This window comes from Streptomyces sp. NPDC003393, from assembly GCF_053589015.1.
Map to the genome: position 1 here is coordinate 23,801 of NZ_JBSFRB010000021.1, position 17,088 is coordinate 40,888.

General features: G+C 67.5%; 11 protein-coding genes. 4 read left to right on the forward strand and 7 right to left on the reverse strand.

Going from position 1 to position 17,088, the window contains the following annotated elements:
• Positions 1-28: 28 nt before the first annotated feature.
• The 5 genes from ACWDUZ_RS20980 to ngcE all read right to left on the reverse strand — a co-directional run bounded on the left by ACWDUZ_RS20980 (position 29) and on the right by ngcE (position 5,975).
• Positions 29-1,135 (reverse strand): sugar ABC transporter substrate-binding protein, encoded by a 1,107-nt coding sequence (locus ACWDUZ_RS20980; protein ID WP_451633366.1) that lies wholly within the window; start codon positions 1,133-1,135, stop codon positions 29-31.
• A gap of 134 nt (positions 1,136-1,269) precedes the next feature.
• Positions 1,270-2,481 (reverse strand): ROK family transcriptional regulator, encoded by a 1,212-nt coding sequence (locus tag ACWDUZ_RS20985; protein ID WP_451633290.1) that lies wholly within the window; start codon positions 2,479-2,481, stop codon positions 1,270-1,272.
• Between the two features lie 176 nt (positions 2,482-2,657).
• The gene (locus tag ACWDUZ_RS20990; RefSeq protein ID WP_451633291.1) at positions 2,658-3,566 is read right to left on the reverse strand and encodes a carbohydrate ABC transporter permease; all 909 of its coding nucleotides are present in this window, start codon (positions 3,564-3,566) and stop codon (positions 2,658-2,660) included.
• Positions 3,563-4,624, reverse strand: coding sequence for a carbohydrate ABC transporter permease (locus ACWDUZ_RS20995; protein WP_451633292.1), 1,062 nt, complete (start codon positions 4,622-4,624; stop codon positions 3,563-3,565). Before ACWDUZ_RS20995 ends, ACWDUZ_RS20990 begins: the two co-directional genes overlap by 4 nt.
• A gap of 7 nt (positions 4,625-4,631) precedes the next feature.
• On the reverse strand, positions 4,632-5,975 hold the full coding sequence (ngcE, locus tag ACWDUZ_RS21000; RefSeq protein WP_451633367.1) for an N-acetylglucosamine/diacetylchitobiose ABC transporter substrate-binding protein: 1,344 nt from the start codon (positions 5,973-5,975) through the stop codon (positions 4,632-4,634).
• Positions 5,976-6,683: 708 nt separating this feature from the next.
• On the opposite strand from ngcE, the gene ACWDUZ_RS21005 reads away from it, so the two are divergent.
• A complete protein-coding gene (locus ACWDUZ_RS21005) occupies positions 6,684-10,487 on the forward strand; it encodes a GH92 family glycosyl hydrolase (RefSeq protein ID WP_451633293.1) in 3,804 nt (1,267 codons plus the stop codon).
• Positions 10,488-10,766: 279 nt separating this feature from the next.
• The gene (locus tag ACWDUZ_RS21010) at positions 10,767-11,384 is read left to right on the forward strand and encodes a Uma2 family endonuclease (protein ID WP_451633294.1); all 618 of its coding nucleotides are present in this window, start codon (positions 10,767-10,769) and stop codon (positions 11,382-11,384) included.
• A gap of 79 nt (positions 11,385-11,463) precedes the next feature.
• On the opposite strand, the gene acnA is transcribed toward ACWDUZ_RS21010, so the two are convergent.
• A complete protein-coding gene (gene acnA / locus ACWDUZ_RS21015; protein ID WP_451633295.1) occupies positions 11,464-14,184 on the reverse strand; it encodes an aconitate hydratase AcnA in 2,721 nt (906 codons plus the stop codon).
• A gap of 431 nt (positions 14,185-14,615) precedes the next feature.
• On the opposite strand from acnA, the gene ACWDUZ_RS21020 reads away from it, so the two are divergent.
• Positions 14,616-15,101, forward strand: a complete 486-nt coding sequence (locus ACWDUZ_RS21020) for a MarR family winged helix-turn-helix transcriptional regulator (RefSeq protein ID WP_451633296.1) — start codon at positions 14,616-14,618, stop codon at positions 15,099-15,101.
• A 224-nt stretch (positions 15,102-15,325) separates the two neighbouring features.
• Here the strand turns inward: ACWDUZ_RS21020 and ACWDUZ_RS21025 are convergent, their stop codons facing one another.
• Positions 15,326-15,976, reverse strand: a complete 651-nt coding sequence (locus tag ACWDUZ_RS21025; protein WP_451633297.1) for an FMN-dependent NADH-azoreductase — start codon at positions 15,974-15,976, stop codon at positions 15,326-15,328.
• A gap of 151 nt (positions 15,977-16,127) precedes the next feature.
• Here ACWDUZ_RS21025 and ACWDUZ_RS21030 point away from each other — a divergent pair, with 151 nt between their 5' ends.
• The gene (locus ACWDUZ_RS21030) at positions 16,128-16,796 is read left to right on the forward strand and encodes a nitroreductase (protein ID WP_451633298.1); all 669 of its coding nucleotides are present in this window, start codon (positions 16,128-16,130) and stop codon (positions 16,794-16,796) included.
• The last annotated feature ends 292 nt before the right edge of the window (positions 16,797-17,088 follow it).

Sequence of the window (17,088 nt, forward strand, 5' to 3'; positions counted from 1 at the left end):
CGGGCGGGAAGGCGCGTCGAGCCGTCGCCTACTGCAGGCCGGCCGCGGCGCAGGCCGCCTTGTACTGCGGCGTGCAGATCTCGCTGATCTTGTAGATGCCGTCCTTGATGACGGTGTCCTTGATGTTCGCCTTGGTCAGCGAGACGACCGGCACGATGACCGACGGGATGGCCTTGTCGGTCGGGCTGTCGACCTTGTCCTTGGCGACCGAGTCGAGGGACTTGCCCTGGGCGAGGTCGACGGCCATCTCCGCGGCGACGTTGGCCTCCTGCGGGTAGGGCTTGTAGACGCTCATGTACTGGTCACCGGCGAGGATGCGCTGGACGCCCGCGAGTTCGGCGTCCTGTCCGGTGACCGGGATGTTCTTCAGACCGGCGGCCTTGAGGGCGGTGATGATACCGCCGGCCATGCCGTCGTTGGCGGAGTAGACGCCGATGATGTTCTTCTTGCCGATCGAGGAGATGGCGCCTTCCATGTTGGCGTTGGCGTTCTCCGGCTTCCACTCCTTGGTGTCGTACTCCTTGCCGATGTTCACCTTGCCGTCCAGCACCGAGTGGGCGCCGTCCTTGAACTGCTTGGCGTTCGGGTCGGTGGCCGAGCCGTTCATCATGACGATCTTGCCGGACTTGGCCTTGGAGCCCAGCGCCTTGAGCAGCGCCTCGCCCTGGGCCTTGCCGACGGAGACGTTGTCGAACGAGGTGTAGGCGTCGATCGGGCCCTGCGCCAGCCGGTCGTAGGCGACGACCGGGATGCCGGCGTCCTTCGCCTTCTGCACCGAGTTCTTGATGGCCGCGGCGTCCACGGCGTCGACGATCAGCACGTCCACCTTGTTGGTGATCATGGTGTCGACCTGCTGGTTCTGCAGGGTGGCGTCCTGCTTGGCGTTGGCGTAGACGACCTTGCCCTTGCCGTTGGTCAGCTCCGCGACCTTCTTCTCGATCAGCGGGCGGTCGAGCTTCTCGTAGCGGGCGGTCTGGTTCTCCGGCAGGAGCAGACCGACCTTGATGTCGTCGCCCTTCTTCTCGCTGCTGGAGGACGACTTCGCGGAGTCGCCACCGGACTCCTTGGCGCTGCCGCAAGCGGCGAGCGAGACGGCCATGGCACCAGCAGCAACGGCAAAGGCCGCACGACGCATACGCGTGTTCACTTCTTCAAACCTCCCTGACGAGGCCGCGTCGTTGCGGCCGAGGTGGCTGGAAGTCAACTCGGCCACACGTGCGACGTCAAGAAGTAAATCCTTAACGAGATGGCAACGGTGCCATCCGTTCTCTAAGTGAAGGCAGGAGCGGCCACGTGCAGAGTGCCGGGCGTGTTCCCGTCCAAAAGGGTGGAATCGCCCATCTCGCTGAGCGCCAGGGCAAGCGCCCCGAGCACCTCCGCGCGGCCGCCAAGTGCCCCTGGAAGAATAGACAGTTGGCGCGCGGCACTGGGGATGGCATAGCGCCCCACGGACTCCCTGATCGGGCCGAGCACGAGCTCGCCGGCCTCCGCGAGATCACCGCCGAGAACCACCCGGCTCGGGTTGAGCAGATTGCAGAGATTGGCGACTCCACTGCCGACGTGGCGGCCGACGTCGGCGATCACCCGACGACAGCCCGGGTCACCGTCCCGCGCCAGCCGTACGACGCCTTCCATGGTCAGGTCGAGGCCGTGACTGGGCTGGAGCAGCGGCAGGACGTACCGTGCGGACGTGAAGGTCTCCAGACAGCCACGGTTTCCGCAGCGGCAGACCGGGCCGGATTCATCCAGTGTAATATGTCCGATTTCGCCCGCTGTGCCGCCGGGGCCTCGGTAGATCTTCCCGTTGATGACCAGGCCGGCGCCCACACCGCTGGCGATCTTGATGTAGGCCAGGTCGCGCACTCCGCGCCCGCTGCCCCACACCAGCTCGCCGAGCGCGCCGAGGTTGGCGTCGTTGTCCACATGCACCGGCACGCCGAGCCGCCCCCGCAGCTCCTCGGCGGGCTTGATGCCGGCCCAGCCGGGCAGGATGGCCGTGGAGCCGAGCGTGCCGGACTCCACGTCGATCGGGCCGGGCACACCCAGGCCCACCCCGGCGATCTTGGAGCGGTCCACCCCGGTGGCCGCGATCAGCCGGTTGACCAGCTCTTCCGCGCGGTCGAAGCCCTGCACCCAGGAGGCGTCCACGTCCAGCGGCGCGGACTCCTCGGCGAGCACCTGGTGGGCGAGGTTCCCGATCGCGACCCGCAGATGCGCGTGCCCGAAGTCGACGCCGATCACGATGCCGGCGTCACCGCTCAGGGACACGCTGCGGGCCCGGCGGCCGCCCGCTGACGTGGGTGTGACCTGGACCGTTCCGCCGTCCTTCAGCTCACGCACGATGTTGGAGACCGTTGCCGCGGACAGACCGGTGGTCCGCGCGATCTCCGCCTGCGTGAGGGAACCGGCAAGACGCACGGCACGTACGACCCGCTCCAGGTTGGCTCGGTGCAGCGACGACTGCGACCCTGGAGTCTCCACGACGACCTCCTGAGCGCGGGGCCGCTCCGGTGAGGCCCCGTCTATCCAACAAGTGAACTCTAAGATGAGCCGTTCGGGTCGCCTCCCGTCAAGAGGTTGAACGGTTTCCGGGTGCATGGACACATACATGCACGCCGCTCCCAGCGGGGGGAGCGGCGTGCGGGCGGCGGTGGGCGTCAGCGGAAGGTGCCCTGTGACACCGAACCGGCGATCCGCCGCTGGAAGACGCAGTACACGATCAGTACGGGCACCACCGTGATCACGATCGCTGCGAACAGCGCGCCGTAATCGATGTCGTAGACCTGCGAGGACGCGTAGGCGGCCATGCCCTGGGTGAGGACCCAATTGTCCTGGTCGGTGTTGAGCGCCACCGGCAGCAGGAACTGGTTCCACAGGCCCAGGAAGTTGAAGATCGCCACCGCCGCCATGCCCGGACGGGCCATCGGCAGCATCACCTGGAAGAATGCCCGCCAGTCCCCGGCACCGTCGATCAGCGCGGCCTCGTACACGTCGTGCGGCAGCGACCGGAAGAACGAATAGAGGAAGAACATCGTGAACGGCAGCGCGAACGCGACATAGGTGAGGATCAGCCCGAGACGCGTGTTCAGCAGCCCGAAGTTCTGCAACTGGAAGAAGAGCGGAACGATCGCGAGGAAGACCGGGAAAGTCAGGCCGGCGAGCATCACGTAGTAGATCAGCCGGCGGCCGGGGAACTGGAACCGGGCGAGAATGTAGGCGCACATCGCGCCGAGCAGCATCACCAGGATCAGTGCCGAGACCACGACGATCACGGAATTCAGGAAGTACCTTCCGATGTTCGCGTCGGTCCACGCGTGCGCGTAGTTCTCGATCCGCCAGTGATCCGGCAGTGAGAACGGCGACGAAAGGATCTCGCTGGTCGATTTGAACGACGACAGCAGCACCCACAGCATGGGCACGATCACGATCACGGACCACAGGATCAGCAGGGCGTGCGAGATCGCCGCGAATCTGCGGTCGCTGCTCGCGGCGATGCGCGTCAGCTTCCGGTCGCTCGCCGGTTTCGGGGCACTGGCCGGCTTCCGGTCGGCGGCAATGGCGGTCACCGGGCACCTCCCTTGGCTGCGGCACGCCGAATCCTGGACCCAGGTGCTTTCCTCTTGCTCTCACCCTCGCCGCCGCCCGTGAGACGGTTGACGAGGAACACCAGCGCCGCGAACACCAGGGTGACGACGGCGAGGACGACGCCCATCGCGGTGGCGTAGCCGAACTGCTGCTTGGCGAAAGCGACGTTGAACAGACGCTGGCTGATCGTCAGGGTCGAGTTGTCCGGGCCGCCGTTCGGCACCATCGCCTGGACGTAGACGAAGGCGTCGAGGGCGGCGATGCCCAGGTAGATGTACGCCGTCTGCACGCTGTCCCGGATCGCCGGCAGGGTGATCGAAATGGTGGTGCGGAACCGGCCGGCCCCGTCGATCCTCGCCGCCTCGTACAGCTCGGCGGGAACGCCTTTGATCGCGGCGATGAAGAGCACCGCGTAGAACCCGACGAGCCCCCAGATGATGACGAACATCACGGCCGGCATCGCGGTCGCCTTCTCGCCCAGCCACGCGAACGTGTCGAACTGGTCGAGGCCGAGGCCGGTGAGGACGCCGTTGAGCAGGCCGGCGTTCGGGTCGTACATCTGCGCCCAGATCAGACCGACGATGATCGCCGGCACGACGTAGGGGAAGAACGAGATGATCCGGTAGAACGACGCTCCCCGGATCCCTCGGACGGGGCCCTTGCTGGGCCCGCCCAGGGTGATGGCCACGGCGACCCCCAGGGCGAGCGTCAGCGTCACCAGCGGCACGAAGACCGCGAGGAGTGCGACGTTGCGCAACGCCTTCAGGAAGACGTCGTCCTGGAACATCTTCGTGAAGTTGTCGAAGCCGACGAAGTTGTAGTCCGGGCTGAAGCCGCGCCAGTCGGTCATCGCCCAGAAGATCGCCTGGCCGAACGGGATCAGGACGAAGATCACGAAGATGGCCAGCGGGACGCCGAGGAAAGCAAGGAAGAACGTCACCCGGTCGAACGTGAGCTTGCGGCGCCGTGGCCGCCCGCCGCGAGCGGCCGGCTCGGGCCGGCTGCTCGCGGTTTCGGCAGTGGGGATCGTGTCTTTCATCGCGGTGCTAGCTGACCTTGACCTTGTCGACGGAGTCGTCTTCCCGGACCTTGTCAGAGATCTTCTGCAGAGCCGCGGTCAGCCCCTTGCCGTCGAGGTCGCCGGCGAGGAACGAGTTCCACGGCACCAGCTGGTCGGTGTTCAGCCCGTAGGTCTCGACGAACATGTAGTTGAAGATGTTGGTGCCCGCGGCCTCCAGCATCTTCGTCTGCGAGACGAGGGCCGTCGATCCGTAACCGTCGGCGGGCACGGTGCCCTTGACGATCGTCGGGGCCAGCTTCGTCTTGGAGAAGTTGGCGGCCGCCTTCTCCGACAGCATCGCCCGCAGCACTTCCTTGCCGCCGGCCGGGTTCTTGCCCTGCTTGGGCACGATGAACGGCTCGCCGGCGGCCGCGCGGAGCGACTCGTAGGGCAGCGCCGGCTTGTCGGTGAGCGTCATCGACGGGAATCCGGTCATCTGGAAGTCCGCCTTGGTGGCCTTCTTCATCTCGTTCTCGATCCAGCCACCAGACGGGTAGAGCAGCGCCTTCTGGTCGTTGCTCCAGATCGCCTGCGCCTTCTGGAACTGGGTGCCGGAGCCACCGGGCACGAACATCTTCTCCTTGACCATGGTCTCCATGACCTTGATGACGCCCTGGATGGCCGGGTGCGACCAGCAGCCCTTCTCCAGGTTCTCCAGGCCGAGCCGGACCTCGTCGCCGCCCTCCTTGATCGCCGAGTCGATCAGGAGCGTGCGGTAGTAGGTCGCCGCCTCCTTGCCGTGGACGAAGAGGTACTTGCCCTTCTTCTTCGCCTTCTGACCGAGGTCGAGCGCCTCGTCCCAGGTCTTCGGCGGGGTCCAGTTGTTCTCCTCGAAGAGCGTCTTCGAGTACCAGACGCCGTACACGGTCATCACGTAGTTGAGCGCGACGAACTTGTCCCTGAACGTACCGGGGACCTTGACGCCGGGGTAGACGATGTCGGCGATCTTCTTGCCTTCGTAGGTGTTGGCCTCGAAGAGGTCGTCGAGCTCCTCCAGCTGGTCAAGGATGCCGAGGAAGCCGATCTGGTCCTCACCGGAGTTGTCGATCAGGTCCGGCGGGTTGCCCCCGACGAAGCGGGGCTGGAGCTCGGGGGCGATGTCGACGACCGGCTTGACCTGGACCTTGAGGCCCTTGACCTGGCTGCCGAGCACCTGGTTGGTGTAGTCGACGTAGTCGGTGCCGTAGCCGCCGTCGAAGATGGCCGCTTCGACCGTGGAGTTCGCGGCGGCACCGAACGGGTTCGTGGCGCTCTTCTCGCCCTTCGGGCCCCCGGAGCTGTCGTTGTCCTTGCTGGAGGGAGAGCTGCACGCGACCGCGAACGAGCCCATCGCCGCGGTGGCGATGGCCCCGCGAAGGAGCGTCCGCCTGTCAAGGGAGCCGGCACGAATGGTCATCTCTGCATCCTCACTGATCGATCGGATCTGTACGGGTGTGCTGCGTGTGCGCCCGCCGTGGCCGGACCGGTTTTGCGCCGGCCACACGTGGGGCGTTGTCGCCGTCGTCTCGGAGCCGCGGTGCGGCGCCGGTGATCAGCTGAGCGATGCCGGCATAACAGTCGCCGAAGCCGGAGCGGCGGTCGCGCTCCGCCTGATCAGATCGCGATGGCCTACGCCGGTGGTGGATGCCATGCTCAAGTCCTCGCCTTCTCCAGGACTCAGGCGGTGAACCGGATCCTTCCCGGCACCGCGTTCGGGTCAAGCTGGGTCGTGCAGGAAGTGCGGTGATGCTGGACGTTCTCGGTGATACGTCGATGATGATCGGGTGCTGTGAAGATGCCCCGGAGTGCCGACAGGTATAGTCCACTTCCCGCCAACGGAGCAAGATCGAATGCAAGGTTCGCCGCCGGTCTTTTCCGAGTTGAGACCTCGCGGAAATATGAGTCACCTGTGGCCCCCTTGAGGGAAATATCCCGGACTTCGCGCCCGAATGCCACACACAACACCCTTGACACCACTGGTCACTTGACTCCCTACTGGAGCTTGCGCCGAATTTGACAACGTTGTCCGGCGCGGGAGAACCAGGGAGGGTGCCCTCGTATGCAGCGCAGAGCACGGCACAGATGGAGCCCGGCGGTCGTTCTGGCGGCCGCCTTTGTCATGGCCGCAGGTTCCCAGGGGGCGGCGATCGCCCTGCCCGGCAAGGCCCCGTCCGCCGCAACGGAGTTCACGTCCTCGTTCGAGGCCGGCGACCCGGCACCGGACTGGCTGAACACGGTCGACACCGCGCCGGACGGCGGCAAGCGCGCCTCGGGCGTGGACGGCGGCTACAGCACCGGCATTCCCGGCAACGTGGACGACCATGTCACCGACCTGCGGGCCAGCGGGGAGAACACGGGCAGCGGTGAGGTCAAGGAGAACCTCGTCGACGGCGAGTCGGGCACCAAGTGGCTGACGTTCGAGCCCACCGGCTGGGTCGAGTTCGACTTCGACAGACCAGTCAAGATCACTCGATACGCCCTCACGTCCGCCAACGACTTCGCCGAGCGCGACCCGAAGGACTGGACCCTCCAGGCGTCCACCGACGGCAAGGACTGGAAGACCGTCGACACCCGCTCCGGCGAGTCGTTCCCCGAACGGTTCCAGACCAAGACGTACGACCTGGCCGAACCGGCCGAATACCAGCACTTCCGGCTGGACATCACGAAGAACAACGGCGCCTCGAACATAGTCCAGCTCGCCGACGTGCAGTTCTCCACCGGCGACGGCGACGGGACGGTCCCGCAGGACATGCTCTCCCTCGTCGACCGCGGCCCGAGCGGCTCGCCGACCGCGAAGTCCGGGGCCGGCTTCACGGGCAGGCGGGCGCTGCGCTACGCCGGCCGGCACACGGCCCAGGGGCGGGCGTACTCGTACAACAAGGTCTTCGACGTCGACGTCAAGGTCTCTCGCGACACCCAACTGTCGTACCGCATCTACCCGTCGATGGCGGACGGCGACCGCGACTACGACGCCACCAACGTCGCCGTGGACCTGGCCTTCACCGACGGCACGTACCTGAGCCGGCTGGGCGCCACCGACCAACACGGTTTCGCCCTCAGCCCGCAGGGGCAGGGCGCGGCCAAGACGCTCTACGTCAACCAGTGGAACAACGTCGTCTCGCGCATCGGCTCGGTCGCGGCCGGCAAGACCATCGACCGGATCCTGCTCGCCTACGACTCCCCCACCGGCCCGGCGAAGTTCCGCGGCTGGCTGGACGACGTGTCGATCAAGCGCGCGGCCCCCGAGCGGCCGAAGGCGCACCTGGCGGACTACGCGCTGACCACCCGCGGCACCAACTCCAGCGGCAGTTTCTCGCGCGGCAACAACTTCCCCGCGACCGCCCTGCCGCACGGCTTCAACTTCTGGACGCCGGTGACCAACGCCTCCTCGCTGAGCTGGCTGTACGAGTACGCGCGTGCGAACAACACCGACAACCTGCCGACGATCCAGGCGTTCAGCGTCAGCCACGAGCCGAGTCCGTGGATGGGCGACCGGCAGACGTTCCAGGTGATGCCGTCCGCCGCCGCCGGCATCCCGGACACCGACCGCACCGCCCGCGCCCTCGCCTTCCGGCACGAGAACGAGACCGCGCGCCCCTACTACTACGGCGTGACGTTCGAGAACGGCCTCAAGGCCGAGATGGCCCCGACCGACCACGCCGCCGCCCTGCGCTTCACCTACCCGGGCGACGACGCGAGCGTCCTCTTCGACAACGTCACCGACCAGGCCGGCCTGACCCTGGACAAGGAGCACGGGATCGTCACCGGCTACTCGGACGTGAAGTCCGGGCTGTCGACCGGCGCCACCCGCCTCTTCGTCTACGGCGTCTTCGACAGGCCGGTGAAGGAGGGCTCCGCCAGTGGCGTCAAGGGCTACCTGCGCTTCGACGCGGGCAAGGACCACGCCGTCACCCTGCGCCTGGCCACCTCGCTCATCAGCGTCGACCAGGCCGAGGACAACCTGCGCCAGGAGATCCCGGACGGGACGTCCTTCGACGCCGTCAAGGCGCACGCCCGGCACACCTGGGACAAGCTGCTCGGCAAGGTCGAGGTCCAGGGCGCCACGCCGGACCAGCTGACCACCCTGTACTCCAGCATGTACCGGCTGTACCTGTACCCGAACTCGGGCTTCGAGAAGGTCGACGGGAAGTACCGGTACGCCTCGCCGTTCTCGCCGATGCCCGGCCAGGACACGCCGACGCACACCGGCGCGAAGATCGTCGACGGCAAGGTGTACGTCAACAACGGCTTCTGGGACACCTACCGGACCACCTGGCCGGCGTACTCACTGCTGACGCCCTCCCAGGCCGGTGAGATGGCCGACGGGTTCGTGCAGGGGTACAAGGACGGCGGCTGGACCTCTCGCTGGTCCTCCCCCGGCTACGCGGACCTGATGACGGGCACCTCCTCGGACGTGGCCTTCGCCGACGCCTATGTCAAGGGCGTCCCCATGGACGCGAAGGCGGCGTACGACGCGGCCGTGAAGAACGCCACGGTCGTGCCCCCGTCCTCGGGCGTGGGCCGCAAGGGCATGAGCACCTCCCCCTTCCTCGGCTACACCAGCACCTCGACCGGCGAGGGCCTGTCCTGGGCGATGGAGGGCTATGTCAACGACTACGGCATCGCGCAGATGGGACTGGCCCTCTACAAGAAGACGGGCGAGAAGCGCTACCAGGAGGAGTCGCAGTACTTCCTCAACCGGGCCCAGGACTATGTGAAGCTGTTCGACCCGAAGGCGGGCTTCTTCCAGGGCCGGGACGCCAAGGGCAACTGGCGCGTCGACTCCGCCAAGTACGACCCGCGCGTGTGGGGCTACGACTACACGGAGACCGACGGCTGGGGCTACGCCTTCACCGCCCCGCAGGACAGCCGGGGCCTGGCCAACCTCTACGGGGGCCAGAAGGCCCTCGGGGACAAGCTCGACACCTACTTCTCCACCCCGGAGACGGCGTCCTCGGAGTTCGCCGGCTCCTACGGCGGGATCATCCACGAGATGACCGAGGCGCGGGACGTGCGGATGGGCCAGTACGGCCACTCCAACCAGGTCGCCCACCACGTCACGTACATGTACGACGCGGCCGGCGAGCCCTGGAAGGCGCAGGCGAAGGTCCGCGAGGTGCTCTCCCGCCTCTACGTCGGCAGCGAGATCGGCCAGGGCTACCACGGCGACGAGGACAACGGCGAGCAGTCGGCCTGGTACCTCTTCTCCTCGCTGGGCTTCTACCCGCTGGTCATGGGCAGCGGCGACTACGCCATAGGTTCGCCCCTGTTCACCAAGGCGACCGTCCACCTGGAGAACGGCCACGACCTGGTGATCAAGGCGCCGAAGAACAGCGCGAAGAACATCTATGTGCAGGGTGTGCGGTTCAACGGCAAGGCCTGGAACTCGACGAACCTGCCGCACTCGCTGCTCTCCAAGGGCGGGGTCCTGGAGTTCGACATGGGCCCGCGGCCGTCGAAGTGGGGCACGGCGAAGAACGCGTCGCCCGTGTCGATCACGACCGGCGACAAGGCGCCGAGCCCGCGCTCGGACGTGCTGAAGGGTGACGGCGCGCTGTTCGACGACACCTCGTCGACGGACTCGACGGTGACCACGGTGGATCTTCCGGTGACCGGCGTCACCAAGGCCGTCCAGTACACCCTGACCTCCTCCGGTGACCACTCGAAGGCCCCGACGGGCTGGACCCTCCAGGCGTCCGCCGACGGCACGCACTGGACCACGGTGGACAAGCGCGCCGGCGAGTCCTTCGCCTGGGACAAGCAGACCCGTCCGTTCACGATCGCCGAGCCGGGCACCTACCAGAAGTACCGCCTGGTCCTGGACGGCACGGCGGCGCTGGCGGAGGTGGAGCTGCTGGCCTGACGCACATCCCGAGCAGTCGAGGGGGCGGGCCGGTCCGGGCCCGCCCCCTCGTCGTGTGCGCACGCCTGCAGGGGTGGGAGCGCTTCCGGGCGGCGGGTTCCGGTCCACCGACACTTGGGAGCGCTCCCACTTCGGGGTGAACGTAGCGCGAACCGGGGCTGCTGTAAACGGCTGGGGCACCGATCGGTGGGTCAAGGGCGCTTCGTCGCCTCGCCACTTCGGGTGACGGTACCTTCGTACGTAAGACCACGAGGCGTGACAACGTCCACACTGTCGCTCATGGGAGCAGTGATGATGACCACACCCCAGTTCGGCCCGGCCACCGAGGACACCTGGATGTTCCCGCCGGCTACCGGCTGGACCTTCGACCAGGTCAAACACCTTGAGCTGCCCTTTGACTGGGAACTTGTGGACGGAGTGATCGTGGCGTGGGGGCAGACCAACGTCTGGCACAACGAGGTACGGGACGGCATCGCCGACGCCCTCAAGGAAGCACGCGTCAAGCCCTATCGCGTTCTGACCGAGCAGTGCGTGATGGTGGACGAACGGAACACGCCCAAGCCCGATGTGATCGTCTACGACCCTCGGAAGCTGAACTTCTTCGAGGCCGCATGCATCCCCGTGGACAAGCTCGCTCTCGCCGTCGAGGTCGTCTCCCCCGGCTCCCGCCAGGACGACCGGGTGCGCAAGCCCGCGCTCTTCGCGACGTGCAAGGTCCCCTGCTACTGGCGCGTCGAACTCGACCGGGACCAGAAGCTCGCCGTGCACGAGTACTGGCTCAACGCGGACACGCGTACGTACATCCCCGCTCCGATGCACCCCGTGCACCACGAGAAGCTCGTGACCGAGGTGCCGTTCCCGGTCGAGATCGACCTGGAGGCGCTCGTCGGCTTCTGAGGCCCACGCCTTCCGGGGCCAAAGAGGAGGGCCGCACCCACGTCGCCGGGGATGCGGCCCAACTGCTCCTGCTGATCCCTTACTTGCGGATCAGGCTGCGCAGCACGTACTGCAGGATGCCGCCGTTGCGGTAGTAGTCCGCCTCACCGGGGGTGTCGATGCGGACGACCGCGTCGAACTCGACGCCGGTGTCGGTGGTGACCTTCACCGTGCGCGGGGTGCGGCCCTCGTTGAGCTCGGTGACGCCGGTGACGGAGAAGGTCTCCTCGCCGGTCAGGCCGAGGGAGGCCGCGGAGTGACCCTCCGGGAACTGGAGCGGCAGGACGCCCATGCCGATCAGGTTCGAGCGGTGGATGCGCTCGTAGGACTCGGCGATGACGGCCTTGACGCCGAGGAGCGCGGTGCCCTTGGCCGCCCAGTCGCGGGACGAGCCGGAGCCGTACTCCTTGCCGGCCAGGACGACCAGCGGGACGCCGGCGGCCTGGTAGTTCTGCGAGGCGTCGTAGATGAAGGCGACCGGGCCGCCCTCCTGCGTGAAGTCGCGGGTGTAGCCGCCCTCGGTGCCCGGCGCGATCTGGTTGCGCAGGCGGATGTTGGCGAACGTACCGCGGATCATCACCTCGTGGTTGCCGCGGCGGGAACCGTAGGAGTTGAAGTCGCGGCGCTGGATGCCGTGCTCCGTGAGGTACTGCCCCGCCGGGGTGTCCGCCTTGATGGCGCCGGCCGGGGAGATGTGGTCGGTGGTGACCGAGTCGCCCAGCTTGGCGAGCACCCGGGCGCCCGCGATGTCCTCGACCGGGGCCGGCTCCATGCCCATGCCCTCGAAGTACGGGGGCTTGCGGACGTAGGTGGACTCGGCGTCCCACTCGAAGGTGTTGCCGGTCGGGATCGGCAGCGACTGCCACTGGGCGTCACCGGCGAACACGTCGGAGTAGGACTTGGAGAACATGTCCTCGCCGATCGCGTTGGCGACGACGTCGTTGACCTCGGACTCCGAAGGCCAGATGTCCTTCAGGTACACCGGGTTGCCGTCCTGGTCGGTGCCCAGGGCCTCCTTGGTGATGTCCGTCCGCATGGAACCGGCGATCGCGTAGGCGACGACCAGCGGCGGGGACGCCAGGTAGTTCATCTTGACGTCGGGGTTGATCCGGCCCTCGAAGTTGCGGTTGCCGGACAGGACCGAGGTGACCGCGAGGTCGTGCTCGTTGACGGCCTTGGAGACCTCCTCCGGCAGCGGGCCGGAGTTGCCGATGCAGGTGGTGCAGCCGTAGCCGACGAGGTTGAAGCCCAGCTTGTCCAGGTACGGGGTCAGGCCGGCCTTGTCGTAGTAGTCCATGACGACCTTGGAGCCCGGCGCCAGGGTGGTCTTGACCCACGGCTTGCGGGTCAGGCCCTTCTCCACCGCCTTCTTGGCCACCAGCGCGGCGGCGACCATGACGTACGGGTTGGAGGTGTTGGTGCAGGAGGTGATGGCCGCGACGGTGACCGCGCCGTGGTCCAGCTCGTAGGTGGTGCCGTCGGGGGCGGTGACCGGGACCGGGTTGGACGCGGGGGCGCCGTTGGTCTGGACGGCCGGGGCGTCGGAGGCCGGGAAGGAGTCCTTGCCGGCCTCGTCGACGGTGTCGACGTAGTTGACGACGTCCAGCTTGAACTGCTCGGCGGCGTTCGCGAGGACGATGCGGTCCTGCGGGCGCTTCGGACCGGCGATGGAGGGCACGACCGTGGACAGGTCCAGCTCGAGCTTCTCGGAGTAGTCCGGCTCGGCGTTCGGGTCCAGCCAGAGGCCCTGCTCCTTGGCGTACGCCTCGACGAGCGCGAGCTGCTGCTCGGGGCGGCCGGTCAGGCGCATGTAGTTGATGGTCTCGGCGTCGATCGGGAAGATCGCGGCGGTGGAGCCGAACTCCGGCGACATGTTGCCGATGGTGGCGCGGTTGGCGAGGCTGGTCGCCGCCACGCCCTCGCCGTAGAACTCGACGAACTTGCCGACCACACCGTGCTTGCGCAGCATCTCGGTGATGGTGAGCACCAGGTCGGTGGCGGTGGTGCCGGTGGGCAGCTCGCCGGTGAGCTTGAAGCCGACGACGCGCGGGATCAGCATGGAGACCGGCTGGCCGAGCATCGCGGCCTCGGCCTCGATGCCGCCGACGCCCCAGCCCAGGACGCCGAGGCCGTTGACCATGGTGGTGTGCGAGTCGGTGCCGACCAGGGTGTCGGGGTAGGCCTTGCCGTCGCGGACCATGACGACCCGGGCGAGGTGCTCGATGTTCACCTGGTGGACGATGCCGGTGCCGGGCGGGACGACCTTGAACTCGTCGAAGGCGGTCTGGCCCCAGCGCAGGAACTGGTAGCGCTCCCTGTTCCGGCCGTACTCCAGCTCGACGTTCTGCTTGAAGGCGTCGTTGGTGCCGAACTTGTCGGCGATGACGGAGTGGTCGATGACCAGCTCGGCCGGGGCGAGCGGGTTGATCTTCGCCGGGTCGCCGCCGAGCTCCTTGACCGCCTCACGCATGGTGGCGAGGTCGACGACACAGGGCACGCCGGTGAAGTCCTGCATGATCACGCGGGCCGGCGTGAACTGGATCTCCTGCGACGGCTGGGCCTGGGACTCCCAGTTGCCGAGGGCGCGGATGTGGTCGGCGGTGATGTTCGCGCCGTCCTCGGTGCGGAGCAGGTTCTCCAGCAGGACCTTCAGGCTGTAAGGCAGTCGGGCCGAGCCCTCGACCTTGTCAAGCCGGAAGATCTCGTACGACTCGTCGCCCACCTGCAGCGTGCTGCGGGCGTCGAAGCTGTTCGCCGACACGACAGTCTCCTTCATTGATGTGCGCGTACCACCACGATGCTGCCGCCACGGCATCTCGGCCATTCCGCTGAGGCAAGGCTAAGTTAGGTAACCCTTACCGATAGGGCGGCTGCGGTGCTCCTCGGCAGATATCTCGATGTCGAGATAACTCTAGTACATGGGGGCCGGATGGTCATGCGCGGCCCGCTGGCCTCTTGCGGCGAAGGGTGAGCGTTACCACGATCCGGACTTCTTCGATGACGCACGGCGCCGGCGGGTGGCGTTGGGCGCCGAGTGGAGTGCCCGGTTCGAGGACGTCACCGTCGGTGCCGCCGTTCCACCGCGACAGAGGATCACGCGCGACCCGATGGTCGGGCCGCAACCACGGGCGCAGTTCAGCTAGTTTCAATCGATACCGTATCGAACGAGTAGATGGCTGTTACTGTGGCCTTATGACCGCCGACGTTCCTGACCGATCCGCCGCGTCGCGTGCGACCGACCGCCCCGGGGATGCCTCGCCTTTCGCTCTCGGTTTGCTGCTGCGTCAGGCGCACTGGCGCGCGGCCGCGGTGATGGGGGAGGCGCTTCGGCCACTCGGTATCGAGTTGCGGCATTTCGCGGTGCTGATCGTGCTGGTCAACCGCGGGCCCACCGTACAGCGGGACTTGGCGACGGCGACGGGGTCGGACAAGGCGGGCATCATGCGGGTCGTGGACGACCTGGAGCGCAAAGGACTGGCCGTGCGCAGGTCCGTCCCGGGGGACCGGCGGGTGCGGGCAGTGGAGATCACGCCTGAGGGGCTCGAACTTTTCGATGCGGCCCATGCGGCGGCGGAGCCGCTGGCCGAGCGTCTCATTGCCGAACTGGAGCCCGGCGAGCCCGAGAAGCTGAAGGATCTGCTGACCCGGTTCGCCTACCGCGCGGACGACGAGGAGTAGGCCCGCCGGTCGTCAGCCGACTGGGCGCGCTTGGTCGCACGTGGCCGTCGCGAGAATCCGCCTTGAGAGTTGCGGCCATCCTCGCAGGTCACACATACCACGGCTCGCAGGTCCGGGCCACCAGCCTCGGTCGCGGAGCACCGTCGCCATCGCCCACGGAGGGCACGCTCGGCGAGGGTGCCGTGTGAGGCCCTGGGCATCACACGGCACTCATGGCCCGGCGGTTACGCGGCGAGGCGCTCCGCAAGTTCTTTGGCCCTGGTGGTCGCATCCTCGAAGGCGCGCTCGCGGGAGGCCTCGTAGAGGGGGACCAGGTCGGACATCGCGGGGTTGCGGGGGGCCATGGTGAGTTCCGGGACGATGAAGTCGAGGTCCAGGCCGAGGGTGCCCTCGAGGACGGCCTCCAGGTAGTTCTGGACGAACTCGAAGCCCTCGCGCGGGGTGCCCGGCGCGTAGGAGCCGCCGCGGCTGGCGACGACGACGACCGGGGTGCCCTGGGCGGAGGGGGTCTCGCCCGCGGTGCGGCCGAGCAGAAGCACGCTGTCCAGCCATGCCTTCAGTGTCGACGGGACCGAGAAGTTGTACATGGGAGCGCCGATCAGGACGGCGTCCGCCTGCTCCAGCTCCTCGATGAGCTTCACGCGCCCGGCGAACGCGGCTGACTGCTCCGGGGTGCGCTCGTGCGGGGCGGCGTAACCGGCTGACCAGGCGTCGGCGGTGATGTGCGGGACGGGGTCGGCGGCGAGGTCGCGGTAGATCACCGTGCCCTCGGGGTGCTGCTCCTCCCAGCTCTTGCGGAAGGCGGCCGTGACCGAACGGGACGAGGACGCCTCGCCGGGGAACACGGACGAGTCGATGTGCAGCAGTGTCGCCATGGGCTCTCTCCACAATGCCGTGCCCCAGGCGTGGGCGCCGAGGGGCTGGGGATTCACGCTCGAGGGTAGTCTTACATGAAATAGTATCGAGTGACACTATCTCTCTTGTAGTGGAAGTGGATGCGTCGAGCAGATGGGAAGGCAAGCGATCATGGACGTCTATGAGGCGGTCAGGAGCCGACGGGCGGTACGCGGGTTCACCGACCGGCAGGTTCCGAGGGAGACGCTTGAGCGTGTCCTGTCCGCCGCAGCCTGGTCGCCGTCCGGATCGAACATCCAGCCCTGGCACGCCTACGTGCTGACCGGCCAGCCGTTGGCCGAGGTCAAGAAGCGCGCCGGCGAGCGCCTGGCCGCAGGCGACCCGTGGGACGAGCCGGAGTACGAGCAGTACCCGACCACGCTGAAGTCCCCCTACCGCGAGCGCCGATCCGCCTTCGGCGCGCAGCGCTACGGCGCACTCGGCATCGCGCGTGAGGACCTGGAGGCGCGCCAGCGGGCCGCGTCCGCGAACTGGGACTGCTTCGGTGCGCCCGCTGCCCTGTTCTGCTACATCGACCGCGACATGGGTGCGCCCCAGTGGGCCGATGCCGGCATGTATCTGCAGACTGTCATGCTGCTGCTGCGTGCCGAGGGGCTGCACAGTTGCCCGCAGATGGCCTGGGCGAAGTTCCACCGGAGCGTCGCGGAGGTCCTGTCACCCCCGGCCGAGCTCATGCTCTTCTGCGGCATGTCGATCGGGTTCGAGGACGTCACGGTCGATCACGTCCGTACGGGCCGGGCGCTGCCCGGCGAGACGGTCACATTCCTCGACGGCTGCTGACACGCCCGCCCTCAGCCGATGCGGTCGCTGTTTCACGCCAGGCCGAAATGGACGAATGACCGAGCCCATCGCCGCCCGACCGGGACCGATGGCGAGGCTCCCTCGGCGACCAGAACCCATCACTTCAAGTGGATGCCGCAACGCGCCACCGACGCGGGTGTCCTGCTCGCACGAGTGACCGCACCACTCAACCTCCACCGAGAAACGCTCGACCTTCGCTGCGACAGGTCAGCGCGGGCGCAGTCTTCCCTACCGGAAGAAGCCCGGGACCACCTTCTCGTTGTCGTCCGTG